Genomic DNA, 16,014 nt, shown 5'->3' on the forward strand with positions numbered 1-16,014 from the left:
TTTAACCACGCTTCAGTCATCTCTCGTACATAACGATAAAAAGCAATCCGCTTTTTTTGGATAATTTCGTCTCGATACTGTTTGGATGTCTCTAGCCCTAATACTTGATATCTTCAGTATCACTATTAGACTTCTCCCAAATTTCTTGCCATTGCCTTAATTCTTTTGGAGAAACTGGCTGATTACCAGTCCGATGCCGCAGAATTTTTAAATTTAGACCTGTACTCATTGCCACAACATCTACTGAAGCTTTTGCTAGTTGCTCTACTACTCCCCATGTCCATCCATATTTTTTTTCAGTCCAAGCCTTTTCTAATAAAATTCTAGACAAGTTATAGCGACTTACTAAACTCTTTTTGAGCGACAAATTAGCTACACGATATCCCAGTAAAACATCAGGAAGACAGGCAAAACAACTGTTTTGATAACTACGAACTAGAATATCATAATCTTCTATTCGAGTCGCCCATGTTCGGTATTGATAAGTCCGAAACCATTCAGTTTTACCCATCCAAGTGGGATGTAATATATTGAATCCTGCTCTCGGGCGATGACAAATTTCATTGTGTTCAAGGTTGCCTTGAGTTGTTCCCATAGGATTTCCTTCTCCATCAAAAACTACATACTTTGTTCCTAAAAGGTCAATTTCAGGATGTTCTTCAAGGTATTCTACTTGAGATTTTAAACGCTCTGGATAAGCAATGTCGTCCCCATCCATTCGGGCAAAATACTTACCCTGACTCAAAGAGATGGCTTGGTTTAGACGACGCTGAAGCTTTTGGTTAAGCCCATCGGCTATGACTCGAATTCTGGGATCTTTGAAACTCTGGGCAATATTTAATGTTTGATCTTCTGAACCATCATCAATTAGCAGAAGTTCCCAATGAGGATAGGTTTGATTTAACAGAGAACGAATCGCCAATTTTAAAGTTTTTTCACAATTGAAAATCGGCATTCCAATACTGACCAGTGGTTCCATATTATTCTCCTCTAAAGTATTCCCTCGAATTTACACAGATGATTTTTGATTAAATATAAACCGTTTTATATTTCACAAATTAAAGTAATAGATATGAACAGCCAGTGGCTGAAGTTTTCCAGAAAGCTGCCCCTCTCCAAAGTTCATCTGAGAAATCTCTGAAACCTTTGAACGTAGATTGTTCACAGAAATAGGTAGTGGAATGGTCAAATTGTTAATGGCTTTGTCAGAGGCATTAGTGAGAATTACCAAAGCTTTATCGTTGAGCACCCAAATAGCTCCAAATACATTTGGGTAGTTAACATCTATTTTACGCCAACTTCCTTGTAATAAGAAAGGAGTGATAGTATTAATCTCAGGCACTAAAGATTTTAATCCTTCCCATAACTGAGGATGATCTGGCAAGTACCAACTACGATCATAATAAGTGTAATAGATAATTCCTTTAACCCCGGCAACTAAGGCTTGATAGGTCATATTTCTTACTTCATTGAAAGTCGGAATTACAAGATGTTTAATACGTTCTTGAGAATCTGACCATGCAAAAGCTTGTATATTCGCATAAACAGTTCCATTGAATGGTTCAACTGTCTCACGAGTAAGAGACACTCGTCGATAAGTAGAAGAAATTTCATCATTGTTACCAATGGGATAAGATTGCATAGCAATTATATCAGAACTATTCCCGAATTTATAAATTTCATCTGAATATCCACTTATATAAGTAATATGGTTGTAATCTAATGATTTTATCTTATGATGCAATTGCCGAATATCATGGGGAGTTTGCTTGCCATCATTTACATCATCCGCAATATTCCAGGCTAAAACGGCAGGTTTGTGTTTAAACTCCTTAACAACATTCTGTAAATTAATTTGTTGCTCAGTAATAACATATATTCCCTGTTGTGCTGATTGATCGAGAAAGTCCCCATAGCTACTTTGATCGTTTATGTCGGTTGTCGAAGAAACATGAATTGTGTTAAATCCAGCCTTGGCAATGTTCTGCATAGCTTTTATTCTCTCTGCTGCTGTTGATTGCCATGAAACATGATAAAATCCAAAGGGAAATAAAGGCTTACCGTTCACAGTTGTGATTCCCTTAACAATCATCACACCTTTTATTTGTGATTTAGAAAGAGAACCTGGATTATCGAAAGAAATGGAACCATTATCAAAAGATAAACACCAACTGATAATCAAGGATACTAAAAAAACTATGCCCAGGTTGATTTTTATGTTCATGGTTAATTATTTGTATTAATGAAGAGGCTAGAAAAAATAGACCTTAACTTTAAAAAAATTAGTTTGGTAATTTTCTCCTAAGAGCGATTGCAACAGAGCATAGATAAAAGCCAATGAACTGTCCTATAGAAGGAGTTGGATAAAACGTTTCTTGGCTTCCTGCTGAAACCAAAAAAGCAACTGTCACCCAAAAAATTGGTCTTTCTCCAATTTCAAATTGATATAGATGACGCAGTATCAAAGAAAATAAGAAAGAAAAGATTACTAAGCCTATTAATCCGGTTTCGGAAGTAATCTGCAAAGGAAGCATATGTGCATTGTCCCCACGATCAATGGCAGAGCCAAATCCGTTGCCAACAAACCAATTGATAGGATTGTTATCTAGACTAGCTAGGTGCGCAACCCATCGCTCATCACGCCCACTTAAATTTTCCTTTTTATTAGCTTGTAGTACAGTAAGTTGTCGTTCAATAATTGATCCTTCATTAGAGTTTATCTCAATTGATTGCAATCCAATTTGGATAGCAAATGTGGTTATTACCAGGAATGAAGTAATAAGCAAAAATGCATGAGTAGGTTTATATAAATAATATACCAAGAAAAAAAATACCATCGATACCAAACCAGAGCGAGACTCGGTGATAAATACAGTAAACAAAGAAATAACCATTATAATTGTATTATAAATCGCTTGATTTTGATTTAGTGTTAAATGAATTCTCAATCCGATTAGCATCATTACCTGAGCAGCTACGTAGGCACGATTATATCCAACAAATCCCAATCCCTGTTTTCCACCGGACTTGGCTATGCCTTCGTAAAATTGCCACGGTCCCACTTTAGGTAAATGCGCAACGATGCTATCAATAGGAATTAAACCTGCATAAGTTATGAAAACTCCCATACATACAAAAATCAAGACTCCATCAACTATCCACCTTGCTACTTCAAGTCTTTTGGATGTTAAAGGTACTTTTGATATCAACCAAAATATTGCAAAAAAGACTGAAAGTCTGTAAATTTGGAAAGCACCAAAAATCGAACCACTGGACTCTTTATCTGCCGAAGCCTGATAACTAATATAAGAGATGATAGAACCAAAAAAAACTATGCACAGGAGCAGAAATATTTTTCTTGCAGGAATAGAAAGCTCGACGGTAAATCGCCGACATTTCCAAAATGTGAAAACTAGGCAAACAAATGCTACATCGGACAAAGTTGGCCAAAGTGCCCAAGGTCCAACCGGTAAAATAGGAATAGTAATACTCTGAGAGGCTAAGTAACAGCACAAGGAAAAAAATAACCATCTAGTCTGATTTAACTGTAATAATAAAGTATTTTCATTCTCCTTTCTATTATTCTCCTTAGTCATTTTAAATTCCCTTCGTTAATTACCTGAGTCAATTCCCATAGTTTCCGATAAAAATCAACCAAGTTGGTCAAACTATTCTGGATATTAAATGGACTATGCTCAATTATATTCAACATTTCGGGCTTAGAAATGTCAAGTTTTTTTACCCAAATATCTAAAATTAAATCAGACCATTGCAATGAAGATTGTGATAATGAAAGTCGTCGTATTAGAGGTAATCCCCGATCTAATTCTTCTGTAACAACATCCGATAAAACGAATGGAAGCCCCGCAGCTTGTGCTTCAATACCGACCACTGGTAGTCCTTCGTGTATAGATGGCAATAGAAAAATATTCATCACACTTTGCATCAATTGAGGAACGTCCGATCGCAATCCTGCGAAAATAATACAAGGTGTCAAGCTCATTTGTTTTACTTTCTCCTCGATCATGGGTCTTAAAATGCCATCTCCTATCAAGAGTAAACGCATTCCAGGTTCTTTTTGAGCAACAATAGCAGCGATTTCTAAAATAAATAAATGATTTTTTTGTTCCTCAAAACGACCAACATGACCAATGACAAAAGCATCCTCTGGAATACCTAATTCCCGACGCAGGGCAAGTCCATCCACAGGTGTTTTAAACGGTGTTAAGTCAATACCACAATAGAGCACTTGCCAACGGGTGTTGTTCTCCCAATCATCCCCAAATAGAGCCACTGCCGAGACGCGACTCGCAGCTAAGCCGGCTGTGGCAGAACCCTGAATAAAACCTTTCATTAAGGTGGTATAAAGCCGTCGTAAAAAACTCGCGTGGGCATCTACCTCAGAAGTATCATTATGACTATGGGCGATGCGGATCGGTACTCCCACCTGTTTTGCTAACCAGAGAATATATCCGCTAAAGTGATGGACGTGGCTGTGAATGATGTCATAGGGGCCATACTCGCGCAAAATACGCTTTAGATTACGACTGTACAACCAGGGTTTTGATCGATCAAGACAGGGAATTATTTGGCAGCCCAAGGCGCGAATCTCTTCATCGTAAGCAGAGGGCTGATCTGTATGAACCAGAAAATCCATCTGGAAAAGATCGCGATCGATATTTCGCAAGATGTGCATAAGCCACGTTTCAGTGCCGGCACGGTTCATGCCTCCAACAGCATGGAGGATTCGGATAGAAGGTCGATCAACTAACATATGGTGGTGATTTTGTTTTCTCATGTTTTTGGATCTTGTATATTGCATAGACGATAACTCCCAAACTAAAAACTGCTTGAACGATCGCCCCAAGGATCAGCGCGATCGCCGCCCCTCGCACTCCCTGTGTCGGAATTAACCAGAAACAGGCGATCGCCGAAATCCCCGTTACCAAAACAAACAAAGGCATTTGCACCTGAAAGTACCTAGCCGCCGTCATCCCGTAACCCAAAAAGGAAGAAACGTAACCAATACCCGCACCCACCATCAGCCACGCGAACAAATCAGCTCGATCGGCATACTCCGGTTTATAAAGTAAAGTTAAGATTTCCCGGCCCGCAACAACAGAAACAACAACACCTCCGACACCTAACATCAAGCCAACCCCCACCAGCTTGAGCATTAGCGTGCCAAAAGCAGTGCTATTTCCCTCTGCATAATATTTTGCCAGCCGCGGACTTGCAGACTCCGCCAGCGCACTGACAACCATACTTCCAACCACCATCAGGTAAGAGATAGCAGCGAAAATACCCAGTTCCCGTTCGCCCAAATACCGCTCGATAAAATAGCGAGGAATATTAGTATTTAGCGAAATCAACATCATCACAAAACCCAGAGGTAAAGCCAGCCAAACTAACTTGCTCAAAGTTTTTCGGTGCCAGCGCGGGTACAAGGAATTTTGGCTGTTTCCAGGTTCAGCATCAGCAACTAATAAATCTGATTCTTCTCTTCCATTTGAAGAATTATTTAAAATTAATCTACCATTGCGAATATCCCAGAAACAGAGAATTAAACCCCAGGCAATTGCTAATCCGATCGCTCCTCCTACAACACTCCCAGTCAGCGAAACTCCGATGGCTAAAAGTAACAGCGATAACGGGCCTTTAATCATCAGGGCGATCGCAATTTTATCCATCCGTTCGTGCTGCTGAATCAGTCCGTAAAATACATCACTGATTGACTCGAAAGCCTTGGCTAAGGCGATCGCCAAAATCACCAGTGAAGTCTCCCAGCTATACCCAGCTTTCAGCGTAATTCCCGCAATTATGAACAGGGCTAAACCAGTGCCAATTAACCTCAGACCTAAATAGTCGGCAAAAACATACTCGCCTTTGGCATCAGTCACTTGGATACTTCGCAGTTGCAGATTAGTAAACATCATCACAGGTGCTGTCACCGCCAAACCCAAGGTAAATTTACCCACCATTTCAGGACTGCCCAATTTAGCAAGCACCACCAACATCCCCCACTGGGAAGCTGCATAAACTAGATTCCCAGTGAAAGTCCAGGAAAAATTTCGGCGTAATGTTAGTGGTTTCAACTGTTGCATTAGTAGCTAATTTCCGGCTGGCTAATTGGTTAATTCCAAATCCTGTATTTGGCTGGCAATTTTATTCACCGATGCCCAATTAATTTTTATTGACTTTAGCCCCCATCAGTTTACCTGCCGCAGCGCATTCTACAGGCTTCGAGAAAAAGTATCCCTGTCCGTAGACGCACTTCAGCTCTTTTAGCTGAGCGATTTGCCATCTCGTTTCTACTCCTGTGGCAATCATCCCCATACCTAACTCCTGAGTTATGGCAATAATTTTGTGAAGAATTTCTAAGTTTGGGTGGCTAGCATCCAGACCACTTACTAAAGAGCAATCTAGCTTCAAACTGTCGAATTTTCCATACTTAAGCCGCGTCAATTGGTAGAGCTGAGTTAACGATACATCACTCAAACCACAGTGATCGATTTGTACTTGCACGCCTAAAGTTTTAATTTGAACTAAAACAGAGCCAGCCAACTCAGAATTTTGGGTCACAACATCTTCAGGAATTTCTAATCTCAAACTAGAAGCATCAAGATTTGTTTCCTTCAATATTTGGCAGATATTCTCGATTAAGTCAGGGTGAAAAAACTGTTTGCTAGTCAGATTGACACTGACTTTTAAAGGAGAATCAAGACCAAATTGCGACTGCCAAATCTGCATCTGGGTGCAAGCTTGCCGCAGTACCCACTCGCCAATCGGAACAATCAAGCCAGTTTCTTCTGCTGCTGTGAGGAATTCGTCTGGCCATAGCAAACCTCTAGTCGGGTGCTGCCAGCGCAACAGCGCTTCAAAACTACTAATTTTATTGGTTTCTAGGCAGACGATCGGCTGATAGTGAATCCGAAACTCCTCATTGGCCAGAGCCACTCGCAGATCGTTCTCTAACTGCACAGATGCTACACTGCTAATCTTGACTGGTTCAGTTTTTTCTGTCGCTGTAGTTTCGTGTAAATTTGCTGTGGAATATCCTGGTATGTATTCAGGGACTAACTGCTGTAGGAGCGAGACAATTAAATTGGCATCATTGCGATCGCCCGCTTGACAAAGAGCTTCTACTTCCCGATCGATATTATCTTTCACTAGGCGGCTGGCATTACCCAAACTGAGAATTTTTGCGTGTTGAGTTTTGTTATATTGCTCACCAGGAATAAATAGCTCTTCAAACAATTTTTCTCCAGGCCGCAGCCCTGTGAACGCGATTTCAATGTCTTTGCCGACTTCATATCCTGAGAGCCGAATCAAATCATTTGCCAAATCAACAATTCTCACTGCTTCCCCCATCTCCAGCATGAAAACTTCCCCGCCACCACCGATGACTGCGCCCTGCAAAACCAGTTGAACTGCTTCGGGAATTGTCATGAAGTAGCGACAGATATCTGGATGGGTAATGGTAATCGGCCCACCCTCAGCAATTTGTCGCTTGAAAGTGGGGACGACGCTACCGCGGCTGCCAAGAACATTACCAAAACGAACAACTACAAAGGGGTTTTCGCTTTTTTTTGCTGCTTGCAACACCAGCATTTCGGCAACTCTTTTGCTAGCTCCCATAATGCTAGTTGGATTCACCGCTTTGTCGGTGGAAATCATCACAAAGTTTTGCACATTGTATTTCAATGCCATATCCAGCAGATTTTTTGTCCCTCGCACATTGTTGGTGATGGCTTCCGGCGGGTTTAATTCCATCATGGGTACGTGCTTGTGAGCAGCCGCATGAAAAATCATGTCTGGTCTAACTGTTTCAAAAACGTACTCTAAGCGATCGAGCAAACGAATGTCGGCGATGCAAGCTGTAATGCGAGTAATATCTGTTGGGGTTTTGCTGGTCTTTTTGAGTTGTGACAGAACTTTGGTTAGTTCTTGTTGAATGTTGAATACAGAATTTTCTCCGTGTCCGACGATGATGATTTCGGCGGGAGCGCACTTTAATATTTGCCGACACAGTTCGCTACCAATGGAGCCACCGGCACCAGTGATTAGAACTTTTTTGCCTCCAATCAATCCCAAGACTTTCTGGGTATCGGTTTGGATTGGAGCGCGGCGGAGTAAGTCCTCAATTTGGACTTCTCTGAGGTTCCCGATACTGACTCGACCGTTGATGATCTCATTCAGGCCGGGGAGGGTGCTGGTTGGAACTCCAATTGACTGGCAAATTTGGACGATTTCCCTAATCTCTTGTCCCGGAGCTGAGGGGATGGCAATCATGACTTTGCTGATATTTAGCGATCGAACTACGTCGGGAATGTTATAACGATTGCCGAGTACAGTCAGTTTGCGAATCTTTTTGGTGATTTTTTTAGGGTCATCGTCAACGAAAGCGATTGGATCTAGCCCTAACTCTGGGCTCCTTTGCATCGTTTGCACCAGAGATGTGCCTGCACTACCGGCACCGACTATCAGGATGCGATCGCGTTGTTGAACTTTCCACGGTTTTTGGTTCCATCTTTCCAGGGTGGGAATGCTGAAACGAACTGCCGCCACTAACAAAAAGCCGATCATGGTGTCTACCAGCGGCAGCGATCGTGGCAGAATGGCGATCGCCGAATTATTTAGCTGGTAGAGTTGGTGGAACAATATAACTTCCACTGCTAGGGATATACCTATCAGCATCGCTATTTGTGTCATTTCTTCCAGACCAGCATACTGCCAGTAACGATTGTATAAGCCACCAACATAAAAAACTGCTAGTTTGACTGCTACAAATAATACTGTAACTACCGCTAAACTGTTTAGATAGGGAGCCAGACTCGTATCATCTAAACGAATTGCCAGGGCTAATAACGGTGCGATGCCAAAACAAATGGCATCGACAAGTAAAAAATGACGGGTTCTTAATCCCACCAACACTTTGCTGATTTTTTTGACTAGGCTATTCATAAGACGCTATGAGAAAACAAGTTTGCTCAAACTAGATATCTTCATCGAATTTTTTGTTTTTTTTTATACTTGCCTTACAGATGAAATTTTTCCGCAATTAAATCAGAATCCACTTCTGTGCTAGCATTAAGGGGAGCTGGCAAAGCATTTGTTACATCTCCTAATTGCCTTGTTAGGGATTTATTTTTTTAAAATTCGACTTGATATTGGCTCTATATTCTCCCACTACGGGTTCTCTAGTCCAGAATTTAATAATTCTTTACTTTGTTCTTAACAAAAGTATATACTTAAGTAGGGTTTTGAGTGGAAGTAACATATTTATTAAAACAATGAGATTGTGGAAATTAAGTGATAAAATGGAAATCTTAAATCATCAGTTTAAAAGCCCTATATTGTGACTATTTACCAAAAATATATCTTTGGGAGAGATTTATGGAATCAAGTGAAAATGGTCTGGGATTTCAGGAATACTGGCAGATTTTGAAGCGTCGATGGCTGCCAGCCCTAGCTGTATTTGCCTCAGTGGTGGCACTCGCCACCTACATAACCCTTAAAGAAAAACCAGTTTATGAAGCAGAAGGAAAGTTGTTATTTAAGAAAACAACTCCTGGATCGGCGTTGACAGAATTGGGAAAAGAAATCGGACAGTTGACTCCTGCTGCTGAGCAAAGTAATCCTCTGACAACCGAAATTGAACTGATTCGTTCTGTTGAAATTGTCGAAAAAACTATCAACAAGCTTCAGTTGCAAGATGAAAAAAATCATCATCTTAAAGTCAAAATCTTTTTGAAGAATCTGACAGTAGCTACTATTAGGGGAGCGGATATACTAACAGTGTCATACAAAGATAAAAATCCCCAAGTAGCAGCAGATGTCGTAAAGACAATGATGATTTTTTATATAGACAACAATCAAAAAGTAAATCGTCTAGAAGCTGTATCAGTGCGACAGTTTATCGAAAAGAAACTGCCTAATTCCGACAAAGCTATGCGAAAAGCCGCGGCAGAATTGAGCAAATTCAAAGAAGATAATAAAGTGGTAAATCTGGAAGAAGAAGCTAAATCAGCAGTAGCCGTCATGGCGGGACTAGAAAGTCAAATAGACCAAGCTAAATCGGATTTTATCAAAGCAAGTGCTAAGTCAAAAGCATTTGAAAACCAATTACAAATGACTCCCCAACAAGCATTGGCTACCAGTACCCTCAGCCAATCTAGCACTGTGCAGGAAGCTCTGAAAGAATACAAACAAATAGAGCGGCAGTTAGCTATTGAGCAAAATCGATACCTGGATACTTCGCCTGTAATAACTAGGTTGGTAACTAAAAAAGCTACGATGAAAGCTTTACTAGATGAACAAATTAAACAAGTTTTAGGCGGTCAACAGCCCTTGGAAAATCAAAGCTTACAGATAGGAGAAGTAAAACCAAAGTTGATTCAAGAATTTATCAGTGTCGATGTAGAACGCCAGGGTTTGGCCGATCGCGTTACTATTCTCTCAAATGCTTTAGCAGCCTACAAGCAGCGGGTAAAGGTTTTGCCGGCGCTAGAGAAACAAAAGCGGGAACTAGAAAGAAAACTCCAAGAAGCCGAGGCTGATTATGAAGAATTGCAGAAAAAGCTCCAGCAAATTCGGATTACGGAAAATCAGCAAGTCGGGAATGCTCGCATTATTCAAAAGCCGAGTGTTCCTGAAGAACCAGTGCGCTCTCGCAAGTCTTTATTGTTGGTGTCGGGTACTTTGTTGGGAACTCTGCTGGCGATCGCTGCGGCGCTGCTTTTAGAATCTCAAGATAAGTCTGTCAAAACTATTGAAGAGGCGAGGGAGTTGTTTGGGTTTACTTTGTTGGGAGTGATTCCTTTCCATAAAAAGCCTGAAAAAAATACGAGGCGCAATTCCAAGCGGCTTAAATCTACTTCCCAGGATTTAGAGCCATCTCCTCAACAGATTGTGGTGAGAGATAGTGCTCATACTTCCAGCAGTGCTGCTTACCGAATGCTTCAGGCAAATCTCAGGTTTCTGAGTTCTGATAAAGAGCTGAAAGTGATTGTCGTCAGTAGTTCGTTACCGCAAGAGGGTAAGTCTACTGTATCAGCTAATTTGGCTGTGGCTATAGCTCAATTGGGACGGAAAGTTTTGCTGGTAGATGCGGATATGCACTGTCCTGTTCAGCATCGGATTTGGGAACTTCCTAATCAAGTAGGCTTGAGCAATGCGATTGTGGGACAAGCTGAATTGAAAAGTGCGATCGCACAAGTTATGGAGAATTTAGATGTGCTCCCTTGCGGGGTAATTCCGCCTAATCCCATGGCTCTTTTGGACTCCCAGCGGATAACTTCGTTAATTAAGCAATTTGCGGCTAGTTATGATGCAGTGATTATTGATGCTCCTTCTTTGAATGTTGCTGCTGATGCTCTGATTTTGGGGAATAAAGCCGATGGGATTTTATTGGTAGTCAGGCCTGGAGTTCTTCATTCTGGTACTGTGGCTTTTGCGAAGGAGCTTTTGAAGAAATCCAGTCAACAGGTTCTGGGCTTAGTGGTGAATGGAGTAATTCCCAAAAATGAACCTCACAGTCATTACTATTTTACCAATGAATCTTACGCTCAAGAGCAGGATGCTAATTTCAATCACAAGATTTTGCGATCGCCAAGGGAGATGGGGAGATGAGGAGATGAGGAGATATTTAACTGATAACTAAGGGCGATTTGGAATTGTGGATGTTGTCGAGTTCGATCGCCCATAAATCAAAACTAATCTGTAGCTGTATCAAAGTCTACTAAACTTGGGGAGCAAATCGGTTAATGTCACTGTTATTCTTCAGTCACTACTGATGAAGATCGCGCCATATGTTACCTAGACTTAAACATCCATGCGTTTAGAGCAGATTCAAGCATTTCTTTCCGTTGCCGAAACCGGAAGCTTTCAGCAAGCAGCAGGGAAATGTGGCGTGACTCAATCGACTATTAGTCGCCAAGTGCAGGGACTAGAAGCTGAACTTGGTTTATCTCTGTTTCATCGCATGGCCCATGCCAAGTTAACTTTAGCTGGGGAACGCCTGTTACCTCATGCTCGTAAAATCTGTCTGACTTGGCAAAATGCCAGTCAGGAATTGGGAGACTTGCTCGCGGGTAAGCAGCCGGAACTTTGCGTAGCTGCTATTCACTCCGTGTGTGCTGCTTATTTGCCACCTGTGCTCCAAAAATTTTGCCGGGATTATCCAGAGGTACAGTTGCGGGTAACAGCCCTAGGGAGCGATCGAGCTCTGAAAGTGCTCAAAGACGGTTTGGTGGATGTAGCGGTGGTGATGAACAATCGCTATTTTACTCAAGGTGCCGAAATGTTGGTTGAGGTGCTTTACAATGAGCCGATCGAGGTATTGATGGCCGCGAGTCATCCCCTAGCTAAATACGATCGAGTCCCAATTGCTGAATTGATTTGTTACCCGCAAGTCGTGTTTAAGGATGGCTACGGAATGCAGCGGATGGTGCAAGACGAATTTGGACGCATGGGTGCTAAACTTCAAGCTGTTTTGGAGTTGAATACTCTCGATGCTTTTCGAGGTGTGGTGCGACAGGGAGAATTGATTGCCATGCTGCCACATTCGGCTTTGGTGGAAGCCCGTGCCGATCGCACTTTAGCAATTCGCCCGATCGAAAACCAGAGACCAAATTCTAAGGTTTCTGCCATCGGCACTGCCGCGGCAGATCCGATTTGGACTCGCGAAGTCGTTTTAGTGACAACTCACGATCGAATGCAAATTCCGCCCATCGCCCATTTCTGCCAATTAGTACGCGAATTTGTGCCACCGCAATTTGATGTCTTAAAAGTTGGAACAACTAACAAATAACTAATCACAAATAACCAATCACAAATAACCAAATTATGAGTAACGCTTTTAGAGAATTGCTGCGAAAAATTGGCAGTGGCGTACACACAGGAGAAAACTTGACTCGCACCGAATCAGCCGCAGCAACGCGGATGATGCTGTTAGGAGAAGCAACACCGGCTCAAATGGGAGCTTTTATGATTTCCCACCGCATTAAGCGGCCAACGGGGGAAGAATTGGCCGGAATGCTTGATGCTTATGAAGAATTAGGACCGAAACTCGCCCACCCTAACAGAGAAAAAGGCTTTTCAGTATCTAGCGTGGCGGTGTTTGGAGTTGCTTACGACGGGCGATCGCGCACAGCCCCAGTTAGCCCTTTAACTGCTCTAATTTTAGCAACCGCCGGCGTTCCCACTCTCATGCACGGCGGTGATATCATGCCGACAAAAGAAGGTATTCCCCTGATAGAAATTTGGCGCGGTTTGGGTGTTGACTGGGCAAAATTGACTTTAGAAAAAGTCCAGCAAGTTTTTGATAATACAGGTTTGGGTTTTGTCTACCTTCCCACCCATTTTCCCCAAGCTGAGAGTTTAGTTCCCTACCGGCGCGAAATCGGCAAACGATCGCCTTTTTCGACAATGGAGTTGATGTGGTGTCCCTGTGACGGCGATGTTAACGTCATCTCCGGCTACGTCCACCCGCCGACGGAAGGTATGTTTATCAATGCTTTTGAATTGCGAGGAGTCAAGAATTACACCACAATCAAAGGACTGGAAGGAAGTTGTGACTTGCCGCGCGATCGGACTGCAATCATCGGTATTGCTAAGCCAGATATTGAGTTTGAGCGAGTGCTGTTAGCTCACGGCGATTACGGTTTCAGCAGCACAAATCCCGCCTTAGAATCGACCTCTGAGTTATTAAAACAAATGCAGGAAGTTTTACAGGGAAAACCCTCGGAATTAATGCAGTCTACTATTTGGAATAGCGGATTTTATCTCTGGCGTTCGGGAGTTTGTTTAGATATAAATTCTGGTTTTATTAAAGCAGAAATCTTATTAAGTAGCGGTCAAGTCTATCAAAAACTTGAGGAAGTGAGCAACTTTGTCAATAGCTAAATATAGACAGTAGACAGTAGACATTCCACTTTTGACTCTATAGGGACAAACAACCAACAAATAACAAATAACAAATAATAAATAATAAATAACAAATAACAAATAACAAATAACAAATAACAAATAACAAATAACAAATAACAAATGACTAATAATAAAATTGCTGTAATATTGCTGGCTGGCGGTCAAAGTTCCCGGATGGGCAGAGATAAAGCTCTTTTAGAAATAGATGGTAAATGCCTATTAGAGCGAGCCTGGGAAGTGGCTGCTAACTTAACCTCAGAAGTTTACGTCCTAGCTGCTTGGCCCGATCGCTATCGATCTACCTTAAATAAAAAATGTCAATTTCTGGTAGAATACAATCCAGGTTCCGGGCCCTTGAGAGCCTTGAGTCAGGGATTAACTCAAATTACTACCGAGTGGATTTTACTCCTAGCTTGTGATTTGCCTTTGTTGGATGCCGAGATAATTCAGCATTGGGCCAGTCAGTTAACAGCAGTAGGGCCATCTACTTTAGCAGTTGTGCCTTATCAAAACTCGCGCTGGGAACCTTTGTGCGGATTCTACCGCCAGCAATCCCTCTCAAGTTTGCAAATTTTTATTGAGAAAGGCGGGCGATCGTTTCAAGTATGGTTGAATCAAATTGCAGCAATACCTCTGCCTATAGGAGAACGAGAAGCACGAATGTTATTAAATTGCAATACACTAGAAGAGTTTGAGAAATTAAAAAGTCAAATGGGGAATAGGGAATAGGGAATGGGGAATAGGGACTGGGGAATGGGGAATGGGGAATGGGGAATGGGGAATAGGACATTGGAATTAACAAATAACCAACAACAAATAACCAACAACAAATAACAAATAACAAATAAAAAATAACCAATAACCAATAACAAATAACACATGAACTTAGAACACTGGCTACTCGATCGCGATATAACATTTCTCAATCACGGCTCTTTTGGAGCTTGTCCGATTCCCGTACTAGAAGCACAAACAAGTTTTCGAGAACAGTTAGAAAGAGAACCGTTGCGCTTTTTGATGCGGGAATTTGAGCCACTGTTAGATAATGCTAGGAATGAATTAGCCACTTTTATCGGTACCAGTAGTGATGAGTTGGCATTTGTGCCGAATGCGACGACGGGAGTAAATGCAGTTTTGCGATCGCTCTTTTTTGCTACGGGCGACGAATTATTAACTACCAATCAAGAATACAACGCTTGCCGCAATACACTAGATTTTGTAGCCCGTCGCACAGGCGCTACAGTCATAGTAGCCGAAGTACCATTTCCCATAGAGTCGCCAGAACAAGTTATCGAAGCAGTAATTAAGTGCGTTTCACCCCAAACAAAATTAGTATTATTAGACCATATTGTCAGTCAAACAGGCTTAATATTTCCCATCAAACAGCTAGTTAGTGAATTAGCCCAAAGAGGTGTCGATGTCTTGGTAGACGGAGCCCACGCACCCGGAATGATTCCACTAAATCTAGATGAAATTGGCGCGGCTTACTACACAGGAAATTGTCACAAGTGGCTGTGTGCGCCAAAAGGTGCTGGCTTTTTGTACGTGCGGCGCGACAAACAAGATGCTATTCGGCCAACAACTATCAGTCACGGTGCAAATTCCCCGCGCAGTGATAAATCCCGCTTTCAATTAGAATTTGACTGGATGGGGACTGTCGATCCAAGTGCTTATTTATGTGTGCCGGTGGCGATCGACTTCATGGGTTCTTTGTTGGAGGGCGGATGGCCGGAATTGATGGCAAAAAATCATGCTTTGGCCTTAGCAGGAAGACAGATATTGCTGGATAAATTAGATTTACCCCAGCCTTGTCCAGATGAAATGGTAGGCTCGATGGCTGTGGTACAACTCAGAGATGCAGAATTTGATGCCGTTGGCAAGTCAGGAATTGCCCCTTTACAAGAGGCTTTGTGGGAGATTTTTAAAATAGAAGTGCCGGTGATTCCTTGGTCGGATGGAAATCAGCAGTTGCTGAGGATTTCTGCTCAATTTTATAATACTTTACCGCAATATGAATATTTGGCTAAGGCGTTAGTTGAGTTAATTGGAAAAAAAGTTACAAAACAACCGGATTAAGGCGGGATT

At 41.9% G+C, this 16,014-nt stretch carries 11 protein-coding genes; 5 read left to right on the forward strand and 6 right to left on the reverse strand.

Annotated elements, in window-relative coordinates; translation table 11 throughout:
• Window positions 1–97: 97 nt before the first annotated feature.
• The 6 genes from AAFP11_RS07295 to AAFP11_RS07320 form a co-directional block, all read right to left on the reverse strand.
• Complete coding sequence (locus AAFP11_RS07295; protein WP_341736429.1) at window positions 98–979, reverse strand: glycosyltransferase family 2 protein; 882 nt, start codon at window positions 977–979, stop codon at window positions 98–100.
• A gap of 72 nt (window positions 980–1,051) precedes the next feature.
• On the reverse strand, window positions 1,052–2,224 hold the full coding sequence (locus AAFP11_RS07300) for a hypothetical protein (RefSeq protein WP_341736430.1): 1,173 nt from the start codon (window positions 2,222–2,224) through the stop codon (window positions 1,052–1,054).
• Window positions 2,225–2,282: 58 nt separating this feature from the next.
• A complete protein-coding gene (locus tag AAFP11_RS07305; protein WP_341736431.1) occupies window positions 2,283–3,596 on the reverse strand; it encodes an O-antigen ligase family protein in 1,314 nt (437 codons plus the stop codon).
• Complete coding sequence (locus AAFP11_RS07310; protein ID WP_341736432.1) at window positions 3,593–4,798, reverse strand: glycosyltransferase; 1,206 nt, start codon at window positions 4,796–4,798, stop codon at window positions 3,593–3,595. The genes AAFP11_RS07305 and AAFP11_RS07310 overlap by 4 nt, the downstream gene beginning before the upstream one ends.
• Entirely contained in the window at window positions 4,764–6,104 is a 1,341-nt protein-coding gene (locus AAFP11_RS07315) for an oligosaccharide flippase family protein (protein ID WP_341736433.1), read from the reverse strand. Before AAFP11_RS07315 ends, AAFP11_RS07310 begins: the two co-directional genes overlap by 35 nt.
• Window positions 6,105–6,183: 79 nt before the next feature.
• Window positions 6,184–8,964 carry a polysaccharide biosynthesis protein gene (locus tag AAFP11_RS07320; protein ID WP_341736434.1) on the reverse strand — a complete coding sequence of 927 codons (2,781 nt, stop codon included), beginning with the start codon at window positions 8,962–8,964 and terminating at the stop codon, window positions 6,184–6,186.
• Window positions 8,965–9,396: 432 nt separating this feature from the next.
• On the opposite strand from AAFP11_RS07320, the gene AAFP11_RS07325 reads away from it, so the two are divergent.
• From AAFP11_RS07325 to AAFP11_RS07345, 5 genes are all read left to right on the forward strand, one after another.
• Window positions 9,397–11,631: a polysaccharide biosynthesis tyrosine autokinase gene (locus tag AAFP11_RS07325; protein ID WP_341736435.1), complete on the forward strand. Its 2,235-nt coding sequence runs from the start codon at window positions 9,397–9,399 to the stop codon at window positions 11,629–11,631.
• A 202-nt stretch (window positions 11,632–11,833) separates the two neighbouring features.
• Window positions 11,834–12,811 (forward strand): LysR family transcriptional regulator, encoded by a 978-nt coding sequence (locus AAFP11_RS07330; protein WP_341736436.1) that lies wholly within the window; start codon window positions 11,834–11,836, stop codon window positions 12,809–12,811.
• A 35-nt stretch (window positions 12,812–12,846) separates the two neighbouring features.
• Window positions 12,847–13,905: an anthranilate phosphoribosyltransferase family protein gene (locus AAFP11_RS07335; RefSeq protein WP_341736437.1), complete on the forward strand. Its 1,059-nt coding sequence runs from the start codon at window positions 12,847–12,849 to the stop codon at window positions 13,903–13,905.
• Window positions 13,906–14,049: 144 nt separating this feature from the next.
• Window positions 14,050–14,658 carry a molybdenum cofactor guanylyltransferase gene (locus AAFP11_RS07340; RefSeq protein WP_341736438.1) on the forward strand — a complete coding sequence of 203 codons (609 nt, stop codon included), beginning with the start codon at window positions 14,050–14,052 and terminating at the stop codon, window positions 14,656–14,658.
• A gap of 150 nt (window positions 14,659–14,808) precedes the next feature.
• Window positions 14,809–16,005 carry an aminotransferase class V-fold PLP-dependent enzyme gene (locus tag AAFP11_RS07345; RefSeq protein ID WP_341736439.1) on the forward strand — a complete coding sequence of 399 codons (1,197 nt, stop codon included), beginning with the start codon at window positions 14,809–14,811 and terminating at the stop codon, window positions 16,003–16,005.
• The last annotated feature ends 9 nt before the right edge of the window (window positions 16,006–16,014 follow it).

The organism is Microcoleus sp. CAWBG640, from assembly GCF_020883015.1.
Taxonomy (GTDB): Bacteria; Cyanobacteriota; Cyanobacteriia; order Cyanobacteriales; family Microcoleaceae; genus Microcoleus; species Microcoleus anatoxicus.